The following is a 17,202-nucleotide window of genomic DNA, read 5'->3' as shown; positions in this document are numbered from 1 at the left end:
CATAAGCCGCGCTCTTTTTTACTTTATTTATTGCTTGAAAGGTTTACCCCAATAATGCCACCGATAGCTGCCACTAAAATATAGCCTCCATGGAACAGATATTGTTCGCTTGTGAAAGTATTATTGTAACCTAAATATTGGATTAAGAATGTCAAAAGGGAAAATAGTAATGCGGTGAATGCTCCTGCGATCCAACCTTTTTCTTTTGCTTTTGCTCCAGAAATAGTTCCTCCTAAAAACATCGTAACAAAGGCAACGATCGTAATAAGCCATTTAACAGAGTGTTCTGTTAAACTTGAAAAAGACAAAACAAGTGAGACGACGAAACTAAATGAAAGTGCAATCAAAAGAATCGTTGTTAACCCAAATAAAACTGCTGGAAAAAATCCTCGATAAGCCAAGAAAATCTCTCTCCTTTCAATTAGGAAATTAAAAACCCTTATTACAGCTTATTCAGGCTTGTTCAAAATAGAAGCAAGATTTTGCTTGTCTAGAAATTCGGACATGTTTCAAGCTCGTCTGTCATAGGATGGTAGAAATGGAGGAGAGGAGTACAAACATGGGGGTTACCTTAGCGTTAATTATCTTTCTTTGCAGTTATTTCTTTATCATTACAGAAAAATTAAACCGAGCTGTCATTGCCTGCTTCGGTGGAGTACTCATGCTTGTATTTGGTGTATATGAAATCAATGCAGCTTTTTTGCACCATATAGATTGGCATACGATTACGCTTTTATTAGCATGATGATTTTAGTCTCAATTACGAGCCAAAGTGGATTTTTTGAGTATGTAGCCGTGTCGTTAGCGAGAGCGGTGCAAGGGAGACCGATTCCGTTGTTGATTGTCATATCGTCTTTGACAGCGTTCGGATCAGCTTTTTTAAATAATGTGACAACGGTTTTATTAATTGTTCCTATTATTTTCACACTAACTTCTTTGTTGAAGCTTCCGGCTGTGCCTTTTTTACTAACAATTGTCATGGCGTCTAATATTGGAGGAACAGCAACTTTAATTGGGGATCCCCCAAATTTAATGATTGGGCAAGCTGTTGAGCATCTTACGTTCAATGATTTTTTAATTCACTTAAGTCCAGTTGTTATCATTATTTTTGCTGTTGTCATGTTTGGTTTGGTCATCTTGTATAAGAAACAACTTGTTGTTTCAAAAGAAGATCAAGCTAAATTGTTAGCTCTTGATCCAACTACATATATTAAGGATAAAAAGTTGTTAATTAAATCAGTTTCAGTTCTTACGATGACAACATTAGCTTTTGTTTTTCAGCCGCTTATCCAAGTTGATTTAACAAGTATTGCTATGGTTGGAGCGCTTTTATTAATGTTGATCACTCATGAGGAGCAAGACATGGAAGAGGTATTCCGATCCGTTGAATGGGTTACACTCTTTTTCTTTGTTGGACTGTTTATGCTCGTAGGTGGACTAAAAGAAGTTGGGATTATCGATGAGATTGCCAAATCAATCATTTACTACACAGAAGGAGATCTTCCGAAAACGGCCATGTTTATTTTATGGGGTTCAGGTATTTTATCCGGATTTGTTGATAATATCCCTTTTGTAGCAGCAATGATTCCGGTCATCCTTGAATTTCAAGAGTTTGGGATGAGTAATTTAGATCCTTTATGGTGGGCTTTAGCGCTAGGGGCTTGTCTTGGAGGAAATGCAACGATTATTGGAGCAACGGCAAATGTCATTGTTGCTGGAATTGCGGTAAAAAATAAACATTCATTTAGTTATTGGGAATTTCTAAAAGTTGGCTTCCCAATTGCGATTGTTTCCTTTATTATTTCAACAGTTTATCTTTATATTCGTTATTTATATCAGTTCATGTAGCTTGTTTCCAAAAGCTACAAATCATGTGTTTCTCTCCTTCGGTCATACTAAAGTTAGATATGTACAAGGAGGAGGGAACCGATGGATTACATGACAATCTTGCTCAGGACGATATTCATCTACTTCATTATTCTCTTTGTGCTAAGGTTTATGGGAAAGAGGGAGATCGGACAACTTTCGGTTTTAGATTTTGTTGTTTCCATAATGATTGCCGAATTAGCGGTTGTTTCAATAGAAAATATTGACGTGCCAATGATGTATTCAATCATTCCAATTGTGATTCTTTCGGCTATTCAGATAGCCTTAGCCTTAATATCGTTAAAGAGTAACCATCTTAGAAAATTAATTGATGGGAAACCTTCTGTTTTAATTAATGAAGGGAAGATTGATGAGAAGGAAATGAGGAAACAGCGGTATAATTTTGATGATCTTCTTGTTCAATTAAGGCAAAATAAAATTAGTAAATTATCGGACGTTGAATTTGCTATTTTAGAGCCGTCTGGTAAATTATCTGTTGTAGAAAAGCAAGAAGGGGAAGAACAACCACCACTTATGCCACTACCTCTTATATTAGATGGAAAAGTACAAGACGATCATTTAGAGCAAATAAATCAAACTCCATTATGGTTAAGGCAACAAATGCGAAAGATTGGTTACCGAGATATCAAGAAAATATCTTATTGTGCTTTAAAAGATAAAGATACTTTCTTTGTAGATCTAAAGGATGAATAGTAACATAATAAGCTCACTTCTTTGCTTGAATGAAGCGAAGAAGTGAGCTTATTGTTGATTAAGGTAGGTGGTTGACCATTATAAAAGCCTGTTAAGAGTAGTATTTCAACTCCAACAGGCTTTTTAACATACGTGCATTTGGCTTAGCTTATGACTTTATTTACCTGGAATAAGCGAACCTACCCATTTACCGACAATTGGAATGCGATTTGCCTCATCTTTTTTGATAAGACCCAGGATAAGCATGAGGCCAGAGTAAAATACCGTAGTCGCTCCAATCGCAAGTACTGTTTGCCATAGTTGAGTAAAGGATGAAAAGGCGTAGTTGGAAAATACAAAACCGATCCAAGTGGACGCAGCGATTAGCAGAATAGATTTTAAGATCATTTTTGTATCTATTGTAAAACTAATGGTTTTCGCGACTGAAGCGAAATGAAGTAAGGTAACTAAAACAAAGCTGATAACAATAGCAAGAGCGGCTCCCATGATTCCGAGTTCAGGTCTAGATGCTAAAACAAAGATGGCGGCTATTTTTACTATTGCTCCAAATAAACTGTTCATCATCGCAGCTTTGGCTAGATCTAATGCTTGCAAAGTAGCTTGTAGTGGGCCTTGGAAATACAAGAAAATACTGAATGGAGCCATGAGTTTTAAGTAAGTCGCTACGGTTGGCGCATCATACATTAAATCCATAATTGACTCTGCAAATACATAAAGGATAACGGCTGAAATACCACCCGATAATAACGCTAATCGTAATGCTTGGTTTAATCGATGGTGAATCGTTTTATAGTGTTTTTTTGCAGATGCTTCACTTATAGCTGGGACAAGGGAAACAGATAATGAATACGTAATAAAGGTTGGTAATAATAAAACGGGAATAACAAACCCGGCAAGTTCCCCGTACTGACTTGTAGCGATCACAGTTGCTACTCCAGCAAGTGCTAAGCTTTGAGCCACGACAATCGGTTCAAAAAATAACGATATGGAGCCAATAAGACGACTACCTGTTGCTGGAAGGGAAATGGCCATTAAATCACGAAACGTTTGCTTTCCTTCTTTTGCATAGGAAAAGAAATCGCGGCGAAGACGAAAACGTTTTTTTCGTTTAAACATCAGAATCATATAAAGCAAAGAAGCAAATTCCCCGATTACGACCGAAATCATCGCACCTGCAGCAGCGTATTCAACACCCATTGGCAAAAAGGCGGTCGTCATAATAGCTACGAGTGTTATTCGCACCACTTGCTCAATGACTTGAGAATAAGCTGTTGGTTTCATATTCTGACGTCCTTGGAAGTACCCTCGCATTACGGAAGAAAGTGCAACGATCGGTACAATCGGAGCAATTGCAATTAATGGGTAATAAGCTCTTTTATCGGTTAGCAGATAATTTGAAACGAACGGTGCAAAAGCAATCATAGCGATCGTAAAAATAACACTTAAAATACTTGTTACAGTTAAAGATACAACTAAGATTTTTTTGATACGTGGACGATCGTTAGTAGCTTCTGCCTCTGCAACTAGCTTAGAAATAGCAACTGGTAATCCAAGCTGAGTTAATGTAATGACAAGGAGTAAGGTTGGGACAGCCATCATATATAAGCCTACCCCTTCAGCTCCCATAATTCTAGCAACTACGATTCTATTCACGAAGCCTAGAAATCTTGTAATAAGACCGGCGATAATTAAAATCAGTGCTCCTTTAAGAAATGTTTGCTTCGTCATGTAATAGCCCCTACCTTCATAAAAAAATGATGGATATTTTGCGCTATTATTTATATGCTTAATAGTGGGTCAAGCATGACAAGTATATGGAGGTTTTATAGAATTCTTGTTGATAGTAAAGTAGGAACGTTTATTAGAATGCTTATCGCATTAAATTGTTCCCTAGGAGAGAATTTGATTGTAAACGCCTAAAACTATACAAACACTTGGAGGGAAGACTACTGTGAAAGATGCAATTAAACAATTTATTTTTGATCATTTTGGTTTTTTACCACCTGAACTACTTGTAATATTTATTTCGGCATTACCAATCTTAGAGTTAAGGGGAGGCATTCCTGTTGCTCATCAAATGGGATTTAGTTATTGGGAAGCTCTTTTGTACGGCATCGGAGGGAATTTATTACCAATCATTCCAATCCTTCTGTTATTTCAACCTATTAGTAAGTGGATGCTTCGATTTTCTTTTTATAAACGATTTTATGATTGGCTTTATCAGCGTACAATGAAAAAGAGTGATAAAGTAGAGAAGTTTGGTGCAATTGGATTAATTTTATTTACAGCGATTCCGCTGCCAACTACTGGGGCATATTCAGCCTGCCTTGCAGCCATTCTCTTTTTTATCCCTTGGCGTTATGCGTTTACGGCAATTGCTACAGGTGTCGTAATTGCAGGGGTTGGAGTCGCTAGTTTCATGTATTCAATTTTCTAAGGAGGATTAAGATGACGGGGAAGCAACAATTTGAGGTTTGGCGTAGTGATATCGAACCAGCTTTAATAAGTAAAGTAGATGAGTTACATTTTCTTGGTTATGATCGTGCGACAGTTGATGAGGTTTGGGATTGTGTGTTGTACCAACTAAGAAAGAAAAAAGAATTTATCCACATGCATCACTTTGTGAATGTCATATTAACACTTAAACCTCAAACATTTATGACATGGCTCACAATTCATGCTTACCAAGAGCCAGCCGATTGGTTTGCTGAATATGAATCTTAGAAGAAATTGACAGAGAATTTCCTGAAAAGCTATAATAGAAATATTGTATTTAAATAGATTACGGATGGAACGTAGTTGGTTAAATCTAAGGAGGAAGAACAAAAATATGGTGAAAAAAGGACGAATATTCGCTTTTTTCCTAATTGTTGCCATCCTAGCAGGAGTTATTGGTTCAACTGTTATGGGAATCGCAAAGGAAATCAAGCTAGGCTTAGATCTTCAAGGTGGTTTTGAAATTTTATACAAGGTTGAGCCAGCACATGACGGAGACGAAATAAATAACGAGGTATTACGAGCCACGGTCAGTGCTCTGAATCAGCGTGTTAATGTACTAGGTGTATCTGAGCCTAATATTCGTATTGAAGGTGAGGATCGCGTCCGAGTGCAGTTAGCGGGAGTAGCAGACCAGCAAACAGCAAGAGAGCTTCTTGCTACAGAGGCAAGTTTAACTATTCGCGATGTTTATGACGAAGTGCTTGTAGATGGAGCAGATTTACAACAAAACGGCGCAAGAGCGACTTTTAACCCTGATACGAACGATCCTATCGTTTCGTTAACGTTAAAAGATGCAAGACAAATGGAACAAATTTCAAGAGATATGCTTCAAAGAGATCCAGCTGAAAACTTATTAGTTATGTGGCTTGATTTTGAAGAAGGTGTAGACTCATATGCTGCTGAAGCGATGAAAGCAGACCCTAAGTATTTATCTGCGGCTCGAGTAGTTGAAGTAATTCCTGGTAACACAGCGACCATAACGGGGAGCTTCACGGTTGACCAAACACAATTTCTTGCAGAAGTGTTAAATGCGGGATCCTTGCCTGTGAAACTGGAAGAAATGTATTCAAATTCTGTCGGAGCGTCTTTAGGTGAGCAAGCGATGCAGAAAACGGTTTACGCAGGATTTATTGGTGTAGCGTTAATCTTTTTATATATGCTATTCTATTATCGCTTTATGGGCGTTATCGCTGTTATTACACTTACTACATACATTTACCTTGTGTTATTAGTATTTAACTGGATGAATGCCGTTTTGACTCTTCCTGGTATCGCAGCGTTAATTCTAGGTGTGGGGATGGCAGTTGATGCAAACATTATTACATACGAGCGAATAAAAGAAGAAATTCGTTCAGGAAAATCAGTAATGTCAGCTTTTAAAGCAGGAAGTCGTAGATCGTTATCAACGATTTTAGATGCAAATATCACAACTATTCTTGCTGCAGCTGTCTTGTTCTCTTATGGGACAAGCTCGGTACAAGGATTTGCAGTTATGTTAATTGTCAGTATTTTAACTAGTTTTGTTACGGCTGTTTATGGATCACGCCTCTTGCTTGGATTATGGATTAATAGTCGTGCGTTAAATAAGAAATATCGTTGGTTTGGTGTAAAGGAAGGTGAAATCAGTGAACTTTAATTTTCAAAATCAAGAGATCGATTTCGTCAAACATCAGAAAAAATTCTTTGTCTTTTCTGGTGCCTTTGCATTAATCGGAGTTATTTTATTGTTGACGTTAGGATTAAATCTCGGAATTGACTTTGATAGTGGCTCGAGAGTAGATTTGTTAGCTCCAGAGACGATTACAGCTGAAGAGGTCTATAATGACTTTGCTGAAATTGGTGATGGATTTACCCCTGATGCAGTTCAGCTTGGTGGAGATAATAATGAGATGGCGAGTGTCGGTTTTGTTGGAGTATTAACGCCCGATGAAATTGCCCAAATTCAAACATACTACCAAGACAAATATGGAGCTGAGCCTAGTGTAAGTACTGTGGACCCTTTAATTGGACGCGAACTTGCTAGAAATGCTCTCTTTGCTGTCCTAATCGCTTCTATTGGTATCATTATTTACGTAACAATTCGATTCGAATTTTTGTATGGGATTGCAGCTATTGTTGCTTTATTGCATGATGCTTTCTTTATCATTGCAGCATTTAGTTTATTGCAAATAGAAGTGAATGTTCCTTTTATAGCAGCCGTGTTAACGATCGTCGGATATTCCATTAATGATACAATTGTGACATTTGACCGGATAAGAGAAAACATGAAGCTTGCAAAACGAGTTAAAGATTTTGAAGACTTGAGAAAAATCGTCAATAAAAGTTTGACACAAACATTAGCTCGCTCCATTAATACCGTTTTAACTGTTGTATTTGCAGCGGCAGCTATCTTTATTTTCGGTGGAGAAGCAATACGATCGTTCGCGCTTGCTTTATTAATCGGACTTGTAGCAGGAACATATTCTTCCATGTTCCTCGCAGCACAGTTATGGTTAATTTGGAAAGCAAAACAACTAAAAAGCAAAAAATTTACTGCTAAACAACAACCAGAAGGTGAACCAACTGTTTAGTTAGAGAAAGTTCAAGAAAGGCCAAATCGACTCAAAGATTTGGCCTTTTTTTATAAGGCTCTAATTCGCAAGGATTGTTACTTCATTCTTAATGAAAACTAAAGCATAATGTAACAGAGCCATTAAACAACAAAGTATACGCAAATAGACTTTTATAACAAGGGTGTTTTTTTAATAATTCTTACTTTAAATGTATTTTTACACTAAGTGAAATGGAGCGGAAGCCACTCGACTCCTGCGGGAAAAAGAGGTAGGGCCGAGACCCCACAGGCGCAGCCGAGGAGGGCTCGGCACCTCCCCGCGGAAAGCGAGAGGCTGCAGCGCAATGGAACGAACCTGTCCTTACACAAACCTAAAAAAAATCAAACCATGCGTAAATAGCCTAAAAATAAAGAAAGCTTTAGAAAAAATAGTTATTAAAATTTAGAAGATACGAATGAACAAGCTCGTTCTTTTACAGAAAAATGAATGAACTCCCCTATAGATGGTAAAATAAGTACAGAATTTATGATTACTAGCATAAACTAAAAAGATAAAGTAGGTGTTTGTGTGTCCGAGGCAGAGGTTCGTTATCAAAAAGTTAGATTTGCAGCATGGGTTGGTATTATTGGAAATATTATATTAGCAGCAATTAAAGCTGTGATCGGAATTATGTCAAATAGCCGCGCGTTAGTTGCCGATGCGGTTCACTCAGCTTCTGACGTCGTTGGTTCAGTTGTTGTACTAATTGGTGTTCGAGCTGCAAAGCTACCACCAGACCGAGATCACCCTTATGGACACGGAAAAGCAGAGTCAGTCGCTGCCATAATTGTTGCGGTTTTATTATTTATTGTTGGGTTTGAAATTGCACTCGGAGCATTTAAATCTTTTTTTGAGCCTGTAGTTGTTCCGAAAGTTATTGCGATTTATGCTGTTATTTTTTCAATTGTTGTGAAAGAATTAATGTTTCGTTATAAGTATAATTTGGGTAAGAAGTATAATAGTGAGGCTTTGATCACTGATGCATGGCATCATAGATCAGATGTGTTCTCTTCTTTTGCTGCGTTAATTGGTATTGGAGCTGCCTTACTTGGTGGCTACTTAAATATACCGTGGCTTGTATACGGTGATTCAATTGCGAGTGCTTTTGTAGCGATTCTGATTGGGAAGATGGCTTGGTCACTAGGGAAGCAATCTATTCATAACGCTCTTGATCATGTTTTACACGAAGAAGATACAATAGAAATGGTGAAAGCAGCTAATGAAGTGGAAGGTGTCCTAAATATTGATGAGTTCTTTGCAAGAGAACATGGACATTATGTCATTATAGATATTAAAGTAGCTGTAGAACCTTCAATCACCGTTGAAGAAGGTCATGGAATAGGAAAGAAGGTAAAAGAACGTCTACTAAAAGAAAAAAATGTTCATGACGTGCTAGTTCATATAAACCCTTATAAGAAGTTAGAGTAAAAAGAGGAGTTGGTCGGATGAAAGGACAATGGAGCTTAATATTAGGTTTAGTGGTTGCTATTGTTATTGCCGTCTTCGCTGTCATAAACGTCGATCCTGTTCGCGTCAATTACTTGTTTGGTAATGCAGAGTGGCCACTCATTTTAGTTATATTAGGTTCAGTTCTAATGGGGGCCATTGTTGCAGGTGCTGTCGGAATGCTTAGGATCTATCAATTACAAGCAGAAATGAAGCGGTTGAAAAACCAAAAATCAAATGAGGTACTAGAAAAAGAAAAACCAGTTATTAAAGACTCCGATAAGATTCCTAACCAAAGAGACAAAGGAAAATAGTAGTATAATCTCTAAAGTATTGATCGTTGTAACCCTTTGAATGCTCCTGTATAATGGGAGGTTCAAGGGGTGTTTTTTGATGTTAAAATCTAAAGCAAGATGGAATATAAGAGAACAAGCATCCAATCAGGTTGACGAATTAGTTAGTAATTTAAACATTGCGCCGTTAGTTGCTAAGTTATTAATAAATCGTGGTTTCGATACAGTGGAAGTAGCGAAAAAATTCTTATATAAAGAGCAAATGACCTACCATGATCCATTTCTGTTAGATGATATGGAGAAAACCGTACTAAGAATTCGAGCTGCAGTCGATCAAAATGAAAAGATTTTGATTTTTGGAGACTATGATGCCGATGGAGTCAGTAGTACAACGGTTATGTACTGTGCTTTAAGATCTATAGGGGCAAAAGTGGACTTTTACATTCCGAATAGATTTACAGAGGGCTATGGGCCGAATGAACCGGCAATTAGAAAAGCAAAAGAACAAGGATATGATCTAATTGTAACTGTAGATACTGGTATTGCTGCTGTAGAAGTAGCAAAAGTTGCGAAGGAGATTGGACTTGATTTCATTGTGACCGATCACCATGAAGCGCCTCCAGTCTTACCTGATGCGTACGCAATCATTAATCCCAAAAAGCCAGGTTGTCCATATCCATTTAAAGGTTTAGCGGGAGTTGGAGTTGCGTTTAAAGTCGCACATGCTCTACTTGGCAGGGTACCAACGGAATGGTTAGATATCGTGGTTATTGGTACTGTCGCAGATCTAGTTCCACTTGTAGATGAAAATCGTTTACTTGTGATGGAAGCCTTCATGCCCTTCAATCAACGGAGAAACCCGGTCTAATAGCGTTAAAAAAGAAGTGTGGAATCACCTCCCAAACAGTCCAAGCTGATCATGTAGGCTTTGGGATTGGTCCAAGAATAAATGCAGCAGGTCGCTTAGATTCAGCTGATCCAGCTGTTCACTTGCTCTTATCAGAATCACACGAGGAAGCTGAAATGTTAGCTTCTGAGATTGATGATTTAAATAAAGAAAGACAAGCTGTCGTCAGTGAAATTACAGAGGCAGCTATTCAGGTTGTAGAAGAACAGTTTCCTCCCACAGAGAATGAGGTTCTGATTGTTGCTGGTGAAGGTTGGAATGCAGGAGTGATCGGAATTGTCGCTTCTCGTCTTGTTGAACGGTATTATCGCCCAACGATTGTTTTAAGTATCGATCCTGAAAAAGGACTTGCAAAGGGATCAGCAAGAAGTATTGAAGGATTTGACATGTTCACAGAGCTTTCAAAAAGTCGTGACATCCTCCCTCATTTTGGAGGACATCCGATGGCAGCCGGTCTGACGATGAAGGCTGATGATTTAGCGGAGTTGAGGGAAAGACTATGTCAACAAGCAAAGGAAGTCTTAACTGAAGAAGACTTTAAACCAGTAACAGCAATAGACTTAGTAGCTGGTGTTGATGAAGTATCTGTTGAAGTGATCAAGCAGATGGAGCAGCTAGCTCCTTTTGGTGTTTCTAATCCAACACCGAAAGTACTTTTACAAGAAGTTCAGTTAGATCAAATGAGAAAAATAGGTAGCGATTCTAATCACTTAAAAGTCGGATTTACTCAAAATGCTGCTACACTAGATGGTATTGGTTTTCATCTTGGTTATTTATGTGAAGAGATTACTTCACAGGCGAAAGTATCTGTTATTGGAACGTTATCTATTAACGAGTGGAACGGGCATGTTAAGCCACAATTAATGATTGAGGATGTTTCCGTTTCGGAATGGCAATTATTTGATTGGCGCAGTATACAAAGAAACCGTTTAGTCGAAAGACTTTCAACAATATCAGAAGAAAATAGAGTGTTACTTGCCTTTAAAGAGCAAACTAAGACAATCTTAGGTCTTGAGCAGTTTCAGGTTATTCATCTGTCTGATGATACGAGTCAATTGAGTCTTGAGAACAAATCAGTTGTATTATTGGATATACCAGATGAAAGAGAGCAGTTAATTCAATTGTTTCGACATGTGGATAGACCAAGTAGAATTTACACGATTTTTCATCAAGAAGAAGATTCCTTTTTTACGACAAACCCTAATCGTGAACAGTTCAAATGGTTTTATGCCTTCCTTCTAAAAAGAAAGACATTTAATATGAAAAAACATAGCGAAGAACTAGCGAAATTTAAAGGTTGGTCTCGGTTTACAATCGACTTTATGTCAAAGGTGTTTTCTGAGCTAGGTTTTGTTACAATAGACAATGGAATTATTCACGTTAATGAAAACCCTAGTAAAAAGAACCTAGAAGAATCAGCTACTTACAAAAGGAAAAAAGAGCAAGCTATAATTGAGAATGAGTTTGTGTATTCTTCTTATATGGATTTAAAACAATGGTTTCAACAAGTGTTCCAAGAAAAAATGAATGATGGTAACCTAATCAAGGAGACGGTGTAAAAATGGATTTCAAAAGCTATATTAAAATTGTTGAAAATTATCCGAAAGAAGGAATTCGCTTCAAGGATATTACAACATTAATGCAAGATGGGAAAGTATACAAGGCTGCGATTGACGAGATGACAGCTTACGCACAAGATAAGAATGTAGATGTAGTCGTTGGACCAGAGGCTAGAGGATTTGTAGTAGGTTGTCCAATTGCGTATGCGTTAGAAGCGGGCTTTGTTCCAGTCAGAAAAGCTGGTAAACTTCCACGTGAGGTTATCTCAGTTGATTACGGTTTAGAGTACGGGAAAGATAGTTTAACGATTCATAAGGACGCGATCCAAAAAGGTCAAAGAGTGTTAATCGCTGATGATTTACTTGCAACTGGAGGAACTATTGAAGCAACAGTTAAGATGGTGGAAGAACTTGGTGGCGAGGTAGTTGGAATTGCTTTTATGATTGAGTTGGGTTACTTAGATGGGCGTACAAAACTAGATAAATACGATATTTTCTCTTTAATGACGTACAATTAAGGACTCAGAAAAGGGTGACTCAATTGAGGCTAAGCACAGATGATGACTTGAATTACGTCTTCATATGCCTTGGGAGAGTCACCCTCTTTCATTATTTAAATACTTTTTCGCTCTTTTCCCTTTACATGGCTAGGAAACTTACCCATAATATAAAGAAATATTGAATCGTAAATAGGTGATTCCATGACGATAGATCAAGTGTTAGAAAAGGCTAGTCAATACTTAAATGAAACAGACGTAGCTTTTTTAAAAAGGGCTTTTGAATTCGCTGAGCAAGCTCACGAAGGGCAGTACCGTAAATCAGGAGAACCCTATATTCTGCACCCGATACAAGTAGCAGGGATAATTGTTGGGTTAGAACTCGATCCGAACACAGTCGCAGCAGCATTTCTACATGATGTTGTAGAAGATACAGACGTAACGGTTGAAGAACTGAAGGACGAGTTTAATGATCAAGTTGCGATGCTTGTAGATGGTGTAACGAAACTTAAGAAATTTAAATACAAATCCAAAGAAGAGCAACAAGCTGAAAATCATCGAAAAATGCTTATTGCTATGGCAAAAGATATTCGGGTTATTTTAATTAAATTGGCTGACCGCTTGCATAACATGCGAACGTTGAAATTCATGCCACCAGAAAAGCAACGAGTAACTTCAAATGAAACATTAGAAATTTTTGCTCCACTGGCTCATAGACTCGGGATCTCGACGATTAAATGGGAACTAGAAGACACAGCACTTAGGTATTTAGATCCGCAACAATATTACAGAATTGTTAATTTAATGAAAAAAAAGCGGGCCGAGCGGGAAAAGTACTTATCCGAAGTGATGGATACGATTAATGAGCATCTTTTGGATGTCCATGTCGAGGCAGAACTCTCAGGTCGACCTAAGCATATTTACAGCATTTATCGAAAGATGGTTTTGCAAAACAAGCAATTTAATGAAATTTATGACCTCTTAGCTGTACGAATCATGGTTAAGAGTATTAAGGATTGTTATGCTGTACTCGGTGTGATTCATACTTGCTGGAAGCCAATGCCTGGCAGGTTTAAGGATTACATTGCGATGCCAAAAGCCAATATGTATCAATCCCTTCACACAACGGTCGTTGGGCCATTAGGGGATCCTCTTGAAGTACAAATTCGAACGGAGGAAATGCATCGTATAGCTGAATACGGGGTTGCTGCTCATTGGGCTTACAAAGAAGGAAAGCAAGTAGTTCAAAACAAAAATTCCTTCGAGGACAAGCTAAGTTGGTTCCGAGATGTCATTGAGTCCCAAACAGAAACAAATGACGCTCAGGAATTTATGGAATCCCTTAAATTAGATTTGTTTTCTGATATGGTGTTTGTTTTTAGTCCAAAAGGAGATGTTATTGAGTTACCAGCTGGTTCGGTGCCTTTAGATTTTGCGTACCGAATTCATAGTGAAATTGGAAACCGCTGTATTGGTGCTAAAGTAAACGGTAAAATGGTTCCACTTGAACACCGCTTAAATACGGGCGATATTGTGGAAGTCTTAACTTCAAAGCATTCTTATGGACCTAGTCAAGACTGGTTGAAAATCACAAAATCTTCTCATGCTAAGAATAAAATTAGGCAATGGTTTAAAAAAGAAAGAAGAGAAGAAAATGTTGAAAAAGGACGCGAGCTAGTTGAAAAGGAAATTCGGGCTCTTGATTTTGAACCTAAGGAAGTTTTAACGAACGAAAATATTGCTGATGTTGCCAATAAGTTTAGCTTTGCTGGTGAGGAAGACATGTTTGCAGCTGCTGGTTATGGTGGCATAAGCGTTAAACAAATTGTCAATCGCATGACAGAGAAACTTCGAAAGCAACAAGATCATGAACAGGAAGAAAAATCGTTAGTTGCAGCTATTTCAGACGTACAAACCTTTAGACCAAAGAAAAAAGTTCATTCCGGAGTAACGGTTAAAGGTGTAGATAACTTATTGATTCGGTTATCTCGTTGCTGTACGCCTGTTCCTGGTGATGATATTATCGGCTATATTACAAAGGGTCGAGGAGTTTCGATTCACCGTTCTGATTGTGCCAATGTTCAAAACGCGGAAGCACAAGGAAGATTGTTAGAAGTAGAGTGGGAAGGCGACGTTCAGCAAAGTAAATCTTACAATGTTGATATTGAGATTTCTGCTTTTGATCGCAACGGCTTGTTAAATGAAGTGTTACAAGCGATTACCGAATCTCGTACCGTGATTAATGCTGTTTCCGGACGTTCAGATCACAGACAAAAAGTGGCTACGATCCATTTAACGATTTCTATCCATAATATTGATCATCTACATAAAGTAGTTGATAAAATTAAACAGCTCAAAGATATATACTCTGTACGAAGAGTGATGCATTAAGAGGTGAACGTATGAAAGTTGTCTTACAAAGAACTAGAAAATCTTCTGTTGAAGTGAATCAGAAAGTGGTTGGTCAGATTGAGTTCGGTTTAACTCTTCTTGTCGGCATCTCGCATGAAGATACGGTAAAAGACGTGGAATACGTAGCAGATAAAATTGTGAATTTACGTATTTTTGAAGATGATGCTGGCAAAATGAATCATTCACTTCTAGATGTAAATGGTCAAATCCTGTCTATTTCACAATTTACTTTATACGGAGATTGTTCAAAAGGAAGAAGACCGAATTTTATGGCTGCAGCAAACCTGATGTAGCAGAAGACCTGTATAATCAATTTAATGAGCTTCTTAGAAGCAAAGGAATTGAGGTACAAACAGGGGTCTTTGGTGCAATGATGGATGTTTCCATTTTAAATGATGGTCCAGTAACATTAATTATTGAGAGCAAGTAAGTCTACTTTAAAAGAAATCCTCCACCACATGTAAGTTTTTCTCATAAGTTGGTCAAAATAAGAGAAAAGGTAGTGGGAAGGATTGAAAGACATGCGTTCAAGTAGCCGTCAACAAATGCATCATAATAGTTTAAACCCTTTATTCAATATGGATTATCATAACTTTGTTGAAAAGGAAAGTCAGAATACGAATTTGGAACTAGCTTCTGAATTTGGAATTTCATTAAGGGATGTTAAATTACTTAAAGATAAAATGAATCGTAATTAACCTATTGACAGTTGTCCTTAAGATTCGTATGATAATAAACAATAATTATAAAACAAAGACTATTCCAGTGAAGAGGCACAGTAGTTAAGGTTGCAAATAAATAAGAGAGGAGAGGTCATGGCTGAGAGCCCTCCATATTTGTCTTAATGAATGAACACCTCGGAGGAGTTTTTCTGAACGTCTAAGACCATTAGGAAAAAACGTATACAGGCGTTAACTGTGTAAAAGTGGAAGCGTAACAGCTTCAATTAGGGTGGCACCACGGGTTTAACTCTCGTCCCTGATGATATTTCTTCATCAGCGACGGGAGTTTTTTTGATTTTCACAAAAAGGCGGTTTTCCCCTGAGTGGTTTTCTCGTAGGAGCGAGCAGCATGCGAAGCCATTGCAAAACTTTTTAGTCCCCAAGTAATATTTAATCGAAGTCTGGAGGAACAAAAATGAGTATTCAAATCCCGCGTGGAACGCAGGATATTTTACCTGGCGAAGTAGAACTATGGCAGTATATCGAAGAAAAAGCAAAGGATGTTTGCAGAAGATACAACTACCAAGAAATTAGAACACCTATTTTTGAACACACTGATTTATTTCAAAGAGGGGTCGGTGATACTACCGACATCGTCCAAAGAGAAATGTATACTTTTGAAGATCGAGGGAAAAGAAGTCTTACCCTTCGTCCTGAAGGAACAGCTGGTGTAGCTAGGTCGTATGTAGAGAAAAAGATGTTTGGACAAGCGAATCAACCGACAAAATTATTCTATAATGGCCCTATGTTTAGATATGAACGTCCTCAATCAGGTCGAATGAGGCAGTTTGTTCAATTTGGAGTAGAAGCAATCGGAAGTTCAGATCCCGCAATTGACGCAGAAGTGCTAGCATTAGCAATGAGTATATATGCAGAATTAGGACTAACCGAAGTGAAATTAGTTTTGAACAGCCTTGGCGATAAAGAAAGTAGGGATGCACATCGTCAAGCATTGATTGATCACTTTAAACCAAGTATCAGTGAATTTTGCGAGGACTGTCAAAATCGTTTAGAAAAAAATCCGTTACGTATTCTAGACTGTAAGAAAGACCGTGACAATCCTTTGATGGAAACTGCACCTTCGATTTTAGATTATCTAAATGAAGAATCTAAAACCTATTTTGAAAAGGTAAAAGGTCATCTTGATGTAATTGGCATCCCGTATGTGGTAGATCCAACTTTAGTTCGTGGATTAGATTATTATTTCCATACTGCATTTGAAATCATGGCTGAAGGTGAAGGTTTTGGAGCGATTACCACCCTTTGTGGTGGTGGAAGGTACACAGGACTTGTCGAAGATTTAGGTGGGCCATCTTCACCGGGAATTGGTTTTGCATTTAGTATTGAACGCTTAATTATGGCCCTAAAAGCCAAAGATCAAGTAATTCCAGCATCTCCTAAATTAGACTGTTATGTTGTTTCTTTAGGGGAAGAGGCAAAGGATAAAACAGTAGAACTTGTCTATAACCTTAGAAAAGCTGGTATTAGTGCGGATAAAGATTATTTAGACAAAAAAATGAAAGCACAGTTTAAAGCAGCAGACCGTTTAGAAGCGCGCTTTACAGCGATCCTTGGCGACGATGAATTAGCGAACGGTAAAATCAATGTAAAAGACATGGCTACAGGTGAACAAGTTGAAGTGAATTTAGAAGAATTCATAAATTACCTTAAAGAGAAAACAGTAGGAGGAAACTAA

13 protein-coding genes, 3 pseudogenes and 1 other annotated feature are annotated in these 17,202 nt (G+C 37.8%); of the genes and pseudogenes, 14 read left to right on the top strand and 2 right to left on the bottom strand.

Annotated elements, in window-relative coordinates:
• Positions 1-23 precede the first annotated feature (23 nt).
• On the bottom strand, positions 24-401 hold the full coding sequence (locus JCM9157_RS09965) for a TIGR04086 family membrane protein (RefSeq protein ID WP_035664334.1): 378 nt from the start codon (positions 399-401) through the stop codon (positions 24-26).
• Positions 402-559: 158 nt separating this feature from the next.
• Here JCM9157_RS09965 and JCM9157_RS09960 point away from each other — a divergent pair.
• Both JCM9157_RS09960 and JCM9157_RS09955 read left to right on the top strand, forming a co-directional pair.
• Positions 560-1,848: pseudogene (locus JCM9157_RS09960) on the top strand (ArsB/NhaD family transporter).
• 81 nt (positions 1,849-1,929) lie between these two features.
• A complete protein-coding gene (locus JCM9157_RS09955; protein WP_035664333.1) occupies positions 1,930-2,580 on the top strand; it encodes a DUF421 domain-containing protein in 651 nt (216 codons plus the stop codon).
• 156 nt (positions 2,581-2,736) lie between these two features.
• On the opposite strand, the gene spoVB is transcribed toward JCM9157_RS09955, so the two are convergent.
• On the bottom strand, positions 2,737-4,308 hold the full coding sequence (gene spoVB / locus JCM9157_RS09950) for a stage V sporulation protein B (RefSeq protein WP_035664331.1): 1,572 nt from the start codon (positions 4,306-4,308) through the stop codon (positions 2,737-2,739).
• A gap of 223 nt (positions 4,309-4,531) precedes the next feature.
• Here spoVB and JCM9157_RS09945 point away from each other — a divergent pair, with 223 nt between their 5' ends.
• The 12 genes and pseudogenes from JCM9157_RS09945 (at position 4,532) to hisS (ending at position 17,202) form a co-directional block, all read left to right on the top strand.
• Complete coding sequence (locus tag JCM9157_RS09945) at positions 4,532-5,017, top strand: COG2426 family protein (protein WP_052013059.1); 486 nt, start codon at positions 4,532-4,534, stop codon at positions 5,015-5,017.
• An 11-nt stretch (positions 5,018-5,028) separates the two neighbouring features.
• Positions 5,029-5,304 (top strand): post-transcriptional regulator, encoded by a 276-nt coding sequence (locus tag JCM9157_RS09940; RefSeq protein WP_035664329.1) that lies wholly within the window; start codon positions 5,029-5,031, stop codon positions 5,302-5,304.
• Between the two features lie 106 nt (positions 5,305-5,410).
• A complete protein-coding gene (gene secD / locus JCM9157_RS24990) occupies positions 5,411-6,715 on the top strand; it encodes a protein translocase subunit SecD (protein ID WP_173401253.1) in 1,305 nt (434 codons plus the stop codon).
• A complete protein-coding gene (secF, locus tag JCM9157_RS24985; protein WP_173401252.1) occupies positions 6,705-7,649 on the top strand; it encodes a protein translocase subunit SecF in 945 nt (314 codons plus the stop codon). Before secD ends, secF begins: the two co-directional genes overlap by 11 nt.
• A 549-nt stretch (positions 7,650-8,198) precedes the next feature.
• A complete protein-coding gene (locus JCM9157_RS09930; RefSeq protein WP_035664327.1) occupies positions 8,199-9,098 on the top strand; it encodes a cation diffusion facilitator family transporter in 900 nt (299 codons plus the stop codon).
• A 17-nt stretch (positions 9,099-9,115) separates the two neighbouring features.
• Entirely contained in the window at positions 9,116-9,430 is a 315-nt protein-coding gene (locus JCM9157_RS09925; protein ID WP_035664325.1) for a LapA family protein, read from the top strand.
• Between the two features lie 79 nt (positions 9,431-9,509).
• Positions 9,510-11,875: pseudogene (gene recJ / locus JCM9157_RS09920) on the top strand (single-stranded-DNA-specific exonuclease RecJ).
• Positions 11,876-11,877: 2 nt separating this feature from the next.
• Positions 11,878-12,393 carry an adenine phosphoribosyltransferase gene (locus tag JCM9157_RS09915; protein ID WP_035664323.1) on the top strand — a complete coding sequence of 172 codons (516 nt, stop codon included), beginning with the start codon at positions 11,878-11,880 and terminating at the stop codon, positions 12,391-12,393.
• Positions 12,394-12,576: 183 nt separating this feature from the next.
• On the top strand, positions 12,577-14,763 hold the full coding sequence (locus tag JCM9157_RS09910; protein ID WP_035664321.1) for a RelA/SpoT family protein: 2,187 nt from the start codon (positions 12,577-12,579) through the stop codon (positions 14,761-14,763).
• A gap of 11 nt (positions 14,764-14,774) precedes the next feature.
• Positions 14,775-15,214: pseudogene (dtd, locus tag JCM9157_RS09905) on the top strand (D-aminoacyl-tRNA deacylase).
• 91 nt (positions 15,215-15,305) lie between these two features.
• A complete protein-coding gene (locus JCM9157_RS24900; RefSeq protein ID WP_162831761.1) occupies positions 15,306-15,482 on the top strand; it encodes a hypothetical protein in 177 nt (58 codons plus the stop codon).
• Between the two features lie 58 nt (positions 15,483-15,540).
• Positions 15,541-15,767: a binding site (T-box leader), on the top strand.
• 154 nt (positions 15,768-15,921) lie between these two features.
• Complete coding sequence (gene hisS, locus JCM9157_RS09900) at positions 15,922-17,202, top strand: histidine--tRNA ligase (protein WP_035664319.1); 1,281 nt, start codon at positions 15,922-15,924, stop codon at positions 17,200-17,202.

It is taken from the genome of Halalkalibacter akibai JCM 9157 (assembly GCF_000513135.1).
Lineage (GTDB): Bacteria > Bacillota > Bacilli > Bacillales > Bacillaceae_D > Halalkalibacter > Halalkalibacter akibai.
The sequence above is the reverse complement of the archived record's forward strand: the minus strand, read 5'-3'. Positions and strand labels throughout refer to the sequence as shown.

What these genes read in the sequence shown, in the direction of transcription:
- JCM9157_RS09915 (WP_035664323.1), top strand. Translation starts at nt 11,878, where the DNA reads ATGGATTTCAAAAGCTATATTAAAATTGTTGAAAATTATCCGAAAGAA.
- spoVB (WP_035664331.1), bottom strand. Translation starts at nt 4,308, where the DNA reads ATGACGAAGCAAACATTTCTTAAAGGAGCACTGATTTTAATTATCGCC.
- secD (WP_173401253.1), top strand. Translation starts at nt 5,411, where the DNA reads ATGGTGAAAAAAGGACGAATATTCGCTTTTTTCCTAATTGTTGCCATC.
- JCM9157_RS09955 (WP_035664333.1), top strand. Translation starts at nt 1,930, where the DNA reads ATGGATTACATGACAATCTTGCTCAGGACGATATTCATCTACTTCATT.
- JCM9157_RS09940 (WP_035664329.1), top strand. Translation starts at nt 5,029, where the DNA reads ATGACGGGGAAGCAACAATTTGAGGTTTGGCGTAGTGATATCGAACCA.
- JCM9157_RS09925 (WP_035664325.1), top strand. Translation starts at nt 9,116, where the DNA reads ATGAAAGGACAATGGAGCTTAATATTAGGTTTAGTGGTTGCTATTGTT.
- JCM9157_RS09910 (WP_035664321.1), top strand. Translation starts at nt 12,577, where the DNA reads ATGACGATAGATCAAGTGTTAGAAAAGGCTAGTCAATACTTAAATGAA.
- JCM9157_RS24900 (WP_162831761.1), top strand. Translation starts at nt 15,306, where the DNA reads ATGCGTTCAAGTAGCCGTCAACAAATGCATCATAATAGTTTAAACCCT.
- hisS (WP_035664319.1), top strand. Translation starts at nt 15,922, where the DNA reads ATGAGTATTCAAATCCCGCGTGGAACGCAGGATATTTTACCTGGCGAA.